Here is an 11,652-nt window from a genome sequence, read left to right on the forward strand (position 1 = left end):
CCCGCCGATGCTGCCAGGCGGGTTGTGCAACACCGCCCCGAGGGGCACCATACTAACCCCGGACTCCAGTTATGACTGGTAGAGCTTTGGGGAACACGTCACCGCTCTGGCGATGCTCGGCAAACATCTGTTCGACGAGGTTCAGGTCAGCACGCGGTGGAGACGAAGCTATAAGGCTCGCCCGCAGGACTATTTGTCTGATTTCCGTGAGCGTTGATGATGGCCGAGCACGAAATCATTGTCGTTAGCCGGGATGTCGGTGGCGGGTGGACGGTGCGGGAGAGTAGCGGCGTGTTGCTCGGGCGCTTCATATCCGGTGCCGCAGCCAATCGCTTTGCCTTCGACGAGCAACACAGCCGGCTCGACAGCTCCGTCGCCCTATCAGACGGCGTTCTGACCCTGCGGATAAGCGGCCATCCTCAAAGCCCGACACGCCTCTGGCGGAGAGCGGTTCGCGTAAGACTGACAGCATCCTCTATATCCATGCGACCCCGTTCGCGACGATATGCCTACATGAACAAACGGCCGAAGTTGGGAAGGCCCAAGGAGCCCGCGAGTGTCTGCTTGGGGTCCAAACGCCTGCCAATCGCCAAGCCGAGATTCTCGGTTTAAAGCCAAGCCGCGATTACGGCAGGAAGGGCACCATTGTCATAACCGAGCACTTGGCATCCGACGCTTATGGCCTCCTCATCCTTGCCCCTGAGGTCGCGCTTGGCAGTGGCTGGCTGGGAGGCGACAGGGTCGTCGGTCGGGCAGCCATCCGTGACCTGTTGATCAAAGCCGCTCGTTTCACGAACGATGAACGGCAGAGGCTCACTATCTATTTGCCCAGCAGAGCGATCACGCTCCGGTTGGATGAGATCGAACGATACTTCCGAGCGTAACATCGCTCCGCGGCGGCTCCGAGCACTTGCCGAACGAGAGCAAAGTCCGGCCTAAGCTGAGAAGTTGGAAGCCGACCCCGGATGTCTGGGCCGAGCTCGCCGGCAACCTCAATAGCGAGCTCGACCCATTGTCGGTCATGTGGGGAAATGAATTCCACAAAGCTTGTTGCCATCGGGATCGCGGAAGTAGGCTAGTTCAATGGCCCCCATGGAGGGGCTCATTCGCGGTCCCGGTGGCGCTTCAACGGACGTGCCGCCGTTAGCGATGGCGACGTCGTGGAACTCCTTCACCTGCTCGGGCGAATTGCACGTGAATGCGACGGTGCTGCCGTTTGCCACGGTCGCCGGCTCATCGTTGATGGGCTCGGTGACTATGAAGTTGGTGCCGTTCTCGTTGCGGTAGAACAGGCGGGTATGGCCGCTGCCTGCGATATTGAGCGTGGCCTCGCTCACGCCAAGGACGCTCAGCACTTCGTCGTAGAAGCGCTTGGAGCGCTCGATATCGTTCGAACCTACCATCGTATGAAACAGCATGGTCTCTCTCCTGACAGATGGCTGCCTGGTGCAAGGCGCCTGTAGGTGTCCCATAGCCAAGACAGACGCGCAGTCACGCCTCCTTCGTCATCGACATCGCCGGAGGACGGCAAAGGTATGTGGTCGTGCGGGCGAAGCAATAGCGACCAAGCTTCGGCGTTGGCTGGAGACAAATGACGCATGACGGTGCAGGGCCTCTTGGCGCGGACATCCCGCTTAAAACAGGCACGAAACACCTTTGTGACCGTCAAAAGGGTCATCCCCCATCTGGTCAGGACATTGCACGTCGCCAGCGGCACAAATCAGGCAGTTCGTACATCAGCTTCAGGGCATCAGGCCAGCCGACGTCGGAGAATAAGCCGAGGATCGAGACCAGCTGTGCACGGCGCCCCGGATGATCCGGACGACGACGCTGTTGGCAAGGCTTTCGTGATGATAGCCCTCGCGCGCTGCCGGCCCCGGCAGCACGGCGTGCACGATGTCGAACACGGCCGCAGGGTCCGCCGGGATCAGATATTCGCAGAGCTTGATCAGATGAGGGATCGTCGCCGGATTGCTCGAATAAGCGAGCAGATCGGGAACGCCAGCAATCTGCTACCGTCACGGCGATGAATATCCGTCCATCGCCCGATAATGGACTTATTCAACAGCCTGCAAAGACTGTTGCTCATCCTGCGGCAAGCCGCGCCACTGCCGACCGGAGTTGATCGGCATCGATGCCGCCGCCCGCAAACTGCGCAGCCAGTGTGGCGATGAGCATGTTGTCGTCCACCTCGGCAGGCACCGATCGGCTCACCGGTCGCGCCGGCACATGAGAAACCGTCCATCGTCGGGGCGCAATGCGCCGTTCCTTGCCATCCAGCACGGCGGCGATCTTGGCCGCCACCGCATCGGCAGCCGAGCGCAGCAGATCGTCGATATGGATATACCCCTGCGTCACGCCACGCTTGCCGTGTCCAAGCAAGCCCGCGATCGTCAGCTCGGAATAGCCCAACTCGCCCGCGATACTGGCGAAGGTGTCCCGAAAGACGTGCGGGGTGACGCCCTCGATCTGCGCGGTCTTGCAAAGCCGTTCGACCAGATCGGGCACCTGCTTGTACCATGTCCCCGTCCAGTCCGAGGGGAAGATATAGGGATTGCCCGGCTGCTCGGCCTGCGCCTCGATCAGCTCCATCGCCACCGCGCCGACCACGCGGACCTGCGCGCCACTTTTGGTGTCGGGGAACATCACGCAGTCGGCATCGAAGTCGACCCAGCCACGCTGGAGCGCCTGCGCCTCGTTGCGGCGGAAGCCGGTCAACAGGATCAGCCGTACCGCGGCAAGGCCGACGGGATGCTCACCTTGGTCCGCCGCGGTTCGCATTGCCTTGCCTAATGTGGCCAACTCCGCGACCGACAGCCGGCGGGTCCGCTGGCCGCTTGCCAGCCGACGGACGCCCCGCGCTGGATTGTTGTCGATCTTGCCGAGCCGCAGCGCATGCTCGAACACGGCATGAAGCGTCGAGATGCTCCGCGATCCCGCACCAACGCCGCCGATCGTATCGCGCCCGCGCCCGACCCCGCGTGACCGCGACGACTTCCCCTGCGCGACATCGGCCTGGAAGGCGGCGATGTCGGGCGGCCCCAGCGACTTCACCTTGCGGGTGCCGATCAGCGGCTTGATGTGCCGCTCGATCCGGCTGCGATCCATCCGCAGCGTGGACATCTTGATCGGCAGCCGCCGCCGGCCGAGCAGCCGCCCGCTTTCGGCCTCTTCCAGATACCAGTCGCAGATGTCGGCCACGGTGGGCGCCGCGCGTGCGGCATCGCGCGTCTCGATCGGATCGTTGCCCCTCGCTACGTCACCCAGCCGCTTCTTCGCCTCGATGCGCGCCTGCTCGACCGTCAGCACCCCGCACCGGGCCAGCGTCAGCCGGCGGCTGCGGCCATCCGCATTGCGATACTGGAGGACGAAGGTCTTAAGGCCGGATGGCAGCACCCGCACGCCAAACCCTCGCAACTCCTTGTCCCAGTGCGTTTCCTGTCCGGATGCCAGGATCGGCAATGCGTCGATCCGGGTCTTGGTGAGCTTCGCCATAAGCAACCCTCCCGCGTATTTTGCTGACAATAGCGCGGGAGGTCGAAATTGTAAGCATATTGTCAGCAAGTTCGATCAAAACAGGGCGTATTCGAGAGATTTATGGCGTAGGTACAATTCTCACTAAGTGTTGAATAATAGTGGTTTGGCGTAGGATGGCGTACAACAGCGAACTATATTTCTCAAATTGGTAAGGCTGAGGTCGTGAGTTCAATCCTCACCGGCAGCACCATTTTCCGATGACTTGGCTGGCTTCCGTTCAGAGGGAGGTGCGCCAAGCGTCACGGGGGCATCATCCGGCGACGCTAAGATCTGACGCGCTGCGTCGGCAGCCGACGGCTGAAAACTTCGCACAGACGGGTCGAAACGCCTCCTCAAAGGCGGGCTGAGCAGCGCCGCGTTGCAGAGAACGGCCAACCTGACGTGGCGGAGGCGCGAAGTATGACAGGACTGTGAAGTCGACACGCCGGCCGCCCGTGCTGCGGGCATCGATACCTCGCTCAGCGCCACGCTGCGAGCCAGCCCCGCCTGGGCAATCGAAGTAGCACTGCGCGGCGACCCCGTACGACGCACGTCGCTCACGCGCTTGCCGTTCGTATGGACATCCGGCCGCGACCGGCGGGTACGAGAACGGGTATGTTGAACCAGTCTTCCACCACACGCACTCCGTCTTGCGTCGCAAGCCCGCGGATCAGGTGGCCGCGTGGGATGGGCGAGGTCTTACCCGCCGCCGTATGGATCGGGCGGCTCCTCGCTGGTCGTCGTCGGTCCGGGTCCGGACTCGCGGGCCGACGGTGATCCGCAAATGGATAAGCTGCGGAATGACACTTATCCCGCCAGCCCATCATCGGCATCAATAACTAACCTTTTCAAGATTTAACTCATAAATTCTTGAGGGATTAACCTTGCGTGATTATTGTTCTGGTACGGATTTGAAGTACAAAATCCAAAGGGTTAGAAGAAGCTATTGGAATTACAGGAGAGGGGGTATAGTTATCGCGAACAGGTACCCGCATAACACGCGCCTTGGATCGAGGGCGAGCTGTCGAACGACTGTGGATTGACATGGAGAATGCATGAAAAGGCTGATACTTATCGCGGCGGTATTGCCGGCTATCGCCTTCACGCAGTCCACTCCCGCGCCGCAGCCGGTACAGACGCGGGGCAATCCCATCCTGTCGGATGGTCGTTACTACTCAGCCGATCCGGCGCCCCTGGTCGATGGCGACACGCTTTATGTCTCGGCTGGTCGGGACGAGGCGCCTGCGGACGTCAACGATTTCATCATGAAGGAGTGGCAGCTGCTGGCGACGGCAGATCCCGGAACCGGGCGATGGCGTCATTATCCCGCCGTCATCGTACCGGAACGGGTGTTCGCCTGGGCGGAGCCGGCGCGCGCCTATGCCGGCCAGATGGTCAAGGGGCCGGACGGCCGCTTCTATTTTTACGCGCCGGTGCTGGAACGCGATAGTGCGGCGAAGGATCGCTTCGCCATCGGCGTCGCGGTGGCAAGCGCCCCGACCGGCCCATGGGCCGACGCCCATCCTACCGGCCCGATCATCTCGCAGCAGACGCCCGATACCAACGATCTCCAGAACATCGATCCGACCGTGCTGGTCGACGATGACAAGCGGGTCTTCGTCTATTGGGGTACGTTCGGCCGGATGCGCGGAATGGAACTCGCCGCCGACATGGTGACCCCGAAAAGCGCGCCGCGTCCCATGGTCGGCGTCGACGGCTTCTTCGAGGCGGCGTGGATCATGAAACGCCGGGGCGTCTATTATATGATGTATGCGGCCAACACTGCCGGCCCCGACAGCGCCTGCACGCCGGCGGTTTATCATGCCTGCCAGGCCTATGCGACCGCCACCTCGCCGTTGGGACCGTGGACGTATCGCGGCGTCCTGTTGAAGCCTGTGTCATCGACGACCTCTCATGCCGGTGCGGTCGAATTCAAGGGTCGGTGGTACCTCGTCTATCATACCGCCGACGCAAGGAACGGTGGCCACTTCCGCCGCTCGGTGGCGATCGATCGGCTCGACTGGGACGACAGCGTATCTCCGGCGGCGATGCGCGTCGTGCAGCCCACCCGTGCGCCGCAACCCGCTCCCGCCCCCACGCGCAACCTGGCGCGCCGGGCTACCGCCGCCGCATCGAACGAACCGCTTCCCACGCAATTCTGGATCAAGGCGCTGAACGACGGGATAGTACGCAGTGCGCCGCTGCCGCCGGACGTGTGGAGCACCGCGCTGGACCAGCGACCGGCGGACGCGCCGTGGATCGAATATCGCTGGCCGACGCCCGTGACGATCGACGGCAGCCGCATCCGCTTCTTCGCGGGTACCCTGATGGGAACGCCCGACGGCACCACGGCACCCGTATCGTGGCGGCTCGAATATTGGGACCAGGGTTGGCGGCCCGTCCGCGGCGTGATCGGCGACGTTTCCGTTTCCTCGCCGGTCTCCGAGGTGCGCTTTCCCGCGATCCGCACCCGTTGCCTGCGGGCAGTCTTCACGCCAGACACGGCGGAGGGCAGCAACCACGCCATGGCCGTGAGCGAATGGGAAGTCCTTGCGCCCGCCGCGAAGGTTTCTGCCTCCAGAACGTCGATCGCGCCGGCGTGCGGCGCATGAACGGTTTTCGGGGCGGCGACGTCTGTCGCGTGAAACGAGCGCCACGACGATAGCAAGAACCGCCTGCTCGTTCGCCGAGCGAACGATGCGGCGGCACCCCGCCACGGCGACGTGGTTCACTGCATTCGCATGGGATACTGGATGTCGGACCGCAAATCTCGCTTGCACGTGCCGGATGCCCTACGGCTGAACCGACGCGACCTGATGTCACGCGCCGCCATCGCGACGACGGCGACCGCTCTGGCGGGATGCGGCGGGAGCGATGGCGCCGGCCAGACCGGGACGCCGCCCGACCTGCCTGGCACCATCGACCGGCCCGGTACCATCGCCTTGCCGCCTGCGGAAAGCAGCTTCGTTCTGAAGAGCGAACGCGCCGCGATCACCAGCTTGCGATACCGGCAGGACCGGGTCGATACCGACTATATCAGGGCAGGCACGACGCTTGGTCCGGTATACGCCAGATGGCGGTCCGCCGGTGGGAACTGGGCGTCGCTGGACACGGCGTCGGCGCCGGGAATACAGGACACCCGGTCGATGACCGTCACGGCGAGCGATGGTACCGCGTCGCTGACCTCCTCGTTCGCGATCGACGGCAACGAATTGATCTGGCGGGTGTCGGTGCGCAATCAGGGCAGCGCGACGATAGAGGTGGGCGACCTTCTGTTGCCGATGCCCATGAACACCGATTTCTCCTCCGGAAAACCGGTGACGGCATCGGTGCTGAAGCACAGTTTCGTATCGGGTCACGGTTCGCACGTTTTCTGGATGCGGGCCAACAGCGTCGGTCCGTATCTTCTGTTGCTGCCCGACCAGACGACGCAGTTGCAATATTGGGAGGTGCGCAGCCTTGCGGCTGGTGCGCCGGGGCAATGGTGCGCCTTCATCCACGCCGACGCATCGGAAGCCGAAGCGCGGGCAGGCGGCACCCGGTGGCGCCAGCCCGTCACGTCGCTGACGCTTCGCGGTGGCGAGGAAAAGCAATACTCGCTCCGCTTCCAGTGGGTGGCGGATTACGAACAGGCGCGGGCGGCCATCGCCGACCGCGGGCTGATCGACGTCGATGTCGCGCCGGGCATGACGGTGCCGCGCGACCTGCACGTCGATATCGCGCTTCGGTCCAGCCGGCGCGTGGCGGCGATCGAAGCGGAGTTTCCCTCCACCACGACGATCACGCCGCTGCCCGACAATGCGGGCCGGCAGCTATACCGCGTCCGCTTTACCCGGCTGGGCGAGAACCGGCTGACGCTGGTGCAGGACGGCGATCGCCGCACGCATCTCGAATTCTTTGCGACCGAACCGCTCGAAACGATGATCGCCAAGCGCGCCGCGTTCATCGCCAGACGCCAGCATCGGGATCCCGAGAAATGGTATGATGGCCTGTTCGGCGAATGGAATATGGAGACGGGTACGCTGCTCGGCCCGGACAATTACGATCGGATCACCGGCTGGCGCATCTACGAGGTCACCTGCGACGATCCGGGTTTGAGCAAGCCTGCGTTCCTCGCCATCAAGAACGCCGAGCATCCGGTGCCCGCCGAGGTCGAGGCGCTGGACCGTTATATCGAGCGGTTCGTCTGGGGCGGTCTGCAACGCAAGGACACCGAGGAACACGCCTTCGGCATCTACGGCATCCCCGACTGGAAACAGAATCGCGAGAGCGCGGACGCCGGTCCGAACGGGCGTCTGCATATCTGGCGGCCCTTCGACTATCCCCACATCTTCGCGATGTATCTGTCGATGCATCGCATCGCCCGCGATCATCCTTCCGTGCCGACCTTGCTGGATGCACGTACGTATCTGATGCGCGCCTATGGCACCGCGCTGGGCATGTTCACGATCCCGATGCGGATCAGCGGGTGGTCGGCGTACCACACCGGCTTCTACAACGAATGCGTGTTGCCCGAGCTGATGGTTGCCTTGCGGCAGGCGGGCCTGAATGCAGAGGCCGCTACACTGCAGGGGCATTGGGCGACCAAGATCCAGAACTTCACCCGTTCCGACGCCGACCTGTTCGGCTCGGAATATCCCTTCGATTCGACGGGGTTCGAATCGACGCAGGCGCTGGCGCGGTCGGCGGTGGACGACCCGGCGGCGGCAGGCATATCGCGCGACGCGGCGGTGGCGTTCCGCGACCGGCAGATCGCAGCCAACCTGTTCTGCCGCGGCTGGCTTGAACCAGCCTATTATTATCTCGGCAGCGACTACCGGCAGACCGCGGGCAACGCCTATGTGCTGACCTATATGGCGCAGATGGGTGGCTGGGCGATCCTCGACTATGCCTTGAACGACGCAAGCGACCCGCACCCGTTGCTACGACTGGGCTATGCCTCACAGCTCAGTTCGTGGGCGCTCCTGAACAGCGGCGGGGCGGCGGACGGTCACGGCTACTGGTATCCGGGCGAGGCCAATGACGGCGGTGCCGGTGGCGGTTTCGAGCCGGCACCGCGCGGCAAGACATGGCTCGACCAGCCGCACCACCGCGGATCATGGTATTATTCCTGCGAGATCGACCTCGGCTTCTGCGGGGCGATACGGGCGGCGCGGACGATCGTGGCGGACGACCCCATTTTCGGCCGGGTCTGTTACGGGGGTCGGCTGGGGCCGGATGGACCGGAGATTGCCGTCGAGCCGGCAGACGGCGTCCGCCGCCGCCTGTCGGTCCGGATCGCGGCGGGAAGCTGCGACGTCACTCTCGAAAACGCACGCTTCGCGCAGGGGCAACGCATCCGGATCGCGGCGGACCTGTCCAGCATAGGTTTCGGAGTCGAGCCATACGACAACAGTGTCGATCTTCGCGTTACACTACGCCGCAACGGTGGCGCATGGCGCACAGTACGCGTTCCATCAACCAACGGCCCATCTACCAACGGCCCATCTACCAACGGCCCATCTACCAACGGCGAGCTCACACTTCCCCTGAGCTGAACCAGGCGCGGTTCGGCGTCGATGTCGCTGCCGGCAAACGCCGTGTCGGGAAGAGGCGGCGCATCACGCGCAGGCGGCCGGCCATCTTACCGGGGGTGCGAACCTCCGGCTGGGCCGCGGCGACCTTCTCCGCGACCGGCGGCTCCGGTTTCCCCGACGCCCGGGCGATCCCCGTACCGATGATCTTGTACGGCCGATCGTCGCTCGGCTACAGCGCCGCCAACGATCAGGAGACGGATATGCCCACCCCGGCCCACGACGCGCGCATCATCGTCCGCGACTGCAGCGACCGGCTGGGGGAGGGGCCGACCTGGTCCGCGCGCGAGAATGCGCTGTATTGGGTCGACATCCTCGGCCGGCGGCTGAACCGCCTCGATCTGGCGACCGATGCCGTGACGAGCTGGGACATGCCCGACACGATCGGCTGGGTGGTGGAGCGGGAGGACGCGCCGGGGTTCATCGCCGGGCTGGGCCGCCGCTTCGTGGAACTGACGCTCGACCCGGTCGTGATCCGCACCATCGCCGCGCCCGAAGACGACCGCGACGGCAATCGCTTCAACGATGCCAAGGCGGACTCGCAGGGGCGGATATGGGCCGGATCGATGCCCTTCACCTGCGACCGGCCGAGCGGCAGTTTCTACCGCCTCGATACGAACCGGACGGCGACGCGGGTGGATGACGACTACACGATCGCCAACGGCCCGGCGATCGCCGCCGACGGCTCGTTCCTGCTCCACACCGACACCGCGCTCGGCACCATTTTCCGGTATCCTCTGAACGACGACGGTTCGCTCGGCGCCCGTACGCCGTTCATCGTCTTCGAGGATGATTGGGGCAGCCCCGACGGCATGACCTTCGATGCCGATGGCGGGCTGTGGGTTGGATGCTGGGGCGGGTCGTGCGTCACGCGCTTCACGCCGGGGGGCAAGCGCGACCGCAGCATCGCGTTGCCTGCGTCGCAGATCACCAGTTGCACCTTCGCCGGGCCGGATCTCGACCGGATGTTCGTGACGTCGTCGGGGGACGGTGTCGACGAAAAGGCGGGCGGCGCGCTGTTCGAGATCGATCCGGGAGTTCGCGGACTGCCGACGCTCCGCTACCGGGGCTGATGGATCGCCGCGACGAATGCCCTGGCAGCCGCGCCGACCTTCGTCGCATCGTCGCCCGCCTTGTAGAGCGCCGAACCCAGCCCGAAGCCATTCGCCCCCGCAGCCAGCCACGGCGTCATCGTATCCGGCGCGACGCCGCCGACGACCAGCATCGGCACGTCCTTCGGCAGCACCGCGCGCTGCGCCTTCAGCACGCCGGGACTGGCGGCTTCGGCTGGAAACAGTTTCAGCGCGGTGGCACCGGCGGCGAGCGCGGCGAACCCCTCCGACGGCGTGAAGTAACCGGGCAGCGATGCCATGCCCCTTGTGGCCGTCGCGCGGATCACGTCGGGATTGGTGTTGGGCGAGATGATCATCCGCCCGCCCGCATCCTGTACGCGGCCGACATCCCCAACGGTCAGCACGGTGCCCGCGCCGATCATCGCCCGGTCGCCGTAGCGCTTCGCCAGCGTCGCGATGCTGGTGAACGGATCGGGCGAGTTGAGCGGCACCTCGATCAGCGTGAAGCCTGCTTCGACCAGTACGTCGCCGATCGCCTCGACCTCGTCGGGACGAATGCCGCGCAGGATGGCGATCAGCGGGCAGGCGGCGAAGGCGGGGGCGAAGTCCATCAGATCAGGTCCTGGATGCGGGTGATGCCGGCGACGAACGCGGCGTGGCTGTCGATCAGATGGGCACGGCCGCCGGCGATGTCGATGGCGGTCGCATAGAGGCCGCCCAGCACCGGATCGGCCAGCAAATACACGTCGCGCGGATCGCCCTTCAACCGTGCGTGACAGTCGCCACCTATCAGCAGGCCGCTGACATAGCTCGCGGCATCCTCCTTCGGACGCAGGCTGAGCAGGCCGGCGGCGCGCACGCCGAACAGTGCGGAGGGCAGGTCGCGTGTGGCCGAATCCTCCGCCCCGGCGCGGAAGGCCGCGTCGTCGGCGACGTCCCCCATCGCCATGTCCGCGCCGATCAGGCTGTGCGCCTTCAACAGCGAGAAAAGCTCGCCCGTCATCGCGGTCGTGAAGTCGGCAATCGCACCCGCCGCCATCCACGCCCATTTGCAATGCGTGCCGGGCTGGCAGAGCAACGCGTCGCCGGGCGCCAGGCCGGCGGCGACCGCGCCGAACAGCTGCACCTCTTCGCCGCGCATCACATCGCCGCGTCCCTCGCCGGTGCGGCTGACGCCCGGCACGATGCGGATGCCGTCGCCGGCGGCGACCGTCGCGCCCGCGACCGCGTCCAGCGTGGCCGGGCAGGGCACGTAGCCCGCGTCGATCCAGCCGCGGTTCGACCCGACCATGCCCGCGAGCAGCATCGGCGCGTCGGTGTCGAACCGCGCCCGGATCGCCGCCGCCGCCGCCGGGAAACCGCCGGCGGGCACCGCGAGGATCCCCTCCGCATCGCGCTCGGTCCGCAACACCGCGCCGTGCGCGTCGATCGCATAGGCGCGGCGGTTCGTGGTGCCCCAGTCGACGGCGATGAAGGCGATGTCGGTCATG

Annotated in this window: 8 protein-coding genes; 3 read left to right on the top strand and 5 right to left on the bottom strand. The window is 65.1% G+C overall.

Annotated elements, in window-relative coordinates:
* Nucleotides 1-1,019: 1,019 nt before the first annotated feature.
* The 3 genes from ASG07_RS15410 to ASG07_RS15415 form a co-directional block, all read right to left on the bottom strand.
* Nucleotides 1,020-1,418, bottom strand: coding sequence for a VOC family protein (locus ASG07_RS15410; RefSeq protein ID WP_055848917.1), 399 nt, complete (start codon nt 1,416-1,418; stop codon nt 1,020-1,022).
* A 324-nt stretch (nt 1,419-1,742) separates the two neighbouring features.
* Nucleotides 1,743-1,907 carry a hypothetical protein gene (locus ASG07_RS17325; RefSeq protein WP_156361904.1) on the bottom strand — a complete coding sequence of 55 codons (165 nt, stop codon included), beginning with the start codon at nt 1,905-1,907 and terminating at the stop codon, nt 1,743-1,745.
* Between the two features lie 178 nt (nt 1,908-2,085).
* Entirely contained in the window at nt 2,086-3,495 is a 1,410-nt protein-coding gene (locus tag ASG07_RS15415; protein ID WP_082474863.1) for a site-specific integrase, read from the bottom strand.
* 1,076 nt (nt 3,496-4,571) lie between these two features.
* On the opposite strand from ASG07_RS15415, the gene ASG07_RS15420 reads away from it, so the two are divergent.
* The 3 genes from ASG07_RS15420 to ASG07_RS15430 all read left to right on the top strand — a co-directional run bounded on the left by ASG07_RS15420 (nt 4,572) and on the right by ASG07_RS15430 (nt 10,162).
* Nucleotides 4,572-6,128, top strand: a complete 1,557-nt coding sequence (locus ASG07_RS15420) for a family 43 glycosylhydrolase (protein WP_055848920.1) — start codon at nt 4,572-4,574, stop codon at nt 6,126-6,128.
* A 204-nt stretch (nt 6,129-6,332) separates the two neighbouring features.
* On the top strand, nt 6,333-9,053 hold the full coding sequence (locus ASG07_RS15425) for a DUF5695 domain-containing protein (RefSeq protein WP_156361905.1): 2,721 nt from the start codon (nt 6,333-6,335) through the stop codon (nt 9,051-9,053).
* 95 nt (nt 9,054-9,148) lie between these two features.
* Nucleotides 9,149-10,162 carry an SMP-30/gluconolactonase/LRE family protein gene (locus ASG07_RS15430; RefSeq protein ID WP_330219025.1) on the top strand — a complete coding sequence of 338 codons (1,014 nt, stop codon included), beginning with the start codon at nt 9,149-9,151 and terminating at the stop codon, nt 10,160-10,162.
* Here ASG07_RS15430 and ASG07_RS15435 read toward each other — a convergent pair.
* Entirely contained in the window at nt 10,150-10,773 is a 624-nt protein-coding gene (locus ASG07_RS15435) for a 2-dehydro-3-deoxy-6-phosphogalactonate aldolase (RefSeq protein ID WP_055848925.1), read from the bottom strand. The genes ASG07_RS15430 and ASG07_RS15435 overlap by 13 nt on opposite strands.
* Nucleotides 10,773-11,651 (bottom strand): 2-dehydro-3-deoxygalactonokinase, encoded by an 879-nt coding sequence (locus ASG07_RS15440; protein ID WP_055848928.1) that lies wholly within the window; start codon nt 11,649-11,651, stop codon nt 10,773-10,775. The genes ASG07_RS15435 and ASG07_RS15440 overlap by 1 nt, the downstream gene beginning before the upstream one ends.
* Nucleotide 11,652: the final 1 nt, after the last annotated feature.

Origin of the sequence: Sphingomonas sp. Leaf343 (assembly GCF_001423765.1) — a bacterium.
Taxonomy (GTDB): domain Bacteria; phylum Pseudomonadota; class Alphaproteobacteria; order Sphingomonadales; family Sphingomonadaceae; genus Sphingomonas.

What these genes read in the sequence shown, in the direction of transcription:
- ASG07_RS15410 (WP_055848917.1), bottom strand. Translation starts at nt 1,418, where the DNA reads ATGCTGTTTCATACGATGGTAGGTTCGAACGATATCGAGCGCTCCAAG.
- ASG07_RS15415 (WP_082474863.1), bottom strand. Translation starts at nt 3,495, where the DNA reads ATGGCGAAGCTCACCAAGACCCGGATCGACGCATTGCCGATCCTGGCA.
- ASG07_RS15420 (WP_055848920.1), top strand. Translation starts at nt 4,572, where the DNA reads ATGAAAAGGCTGATACTTATCGCGGCGGTATTGCCGGCTATCGCCTTC.
- ASG07_RS15425 (WP_156361905.1), top strand. Translation starts at nt 6,333, where the DNA reads ATGTCACGCGCCGCCATCGCGACGACGGCGACCGCTCTGGCGGGATGC.
- ASG07_RS15435 (WP_055848925.1), bottom strand. Translation starts at nt 10,773, where the DNA reads ATGGACTTCGCCCCCGCCTTCGCCGCCTGCCCGCTGATCGCCATCCTG.
- ASG07_RS15440 (WP_055848928.1), bottom strand. Translation starts at nt 11,651, where the DNA reads ATGACCGACATCGCCTTCATCGCCGTCGACTGGGGCACCACGAACCGC.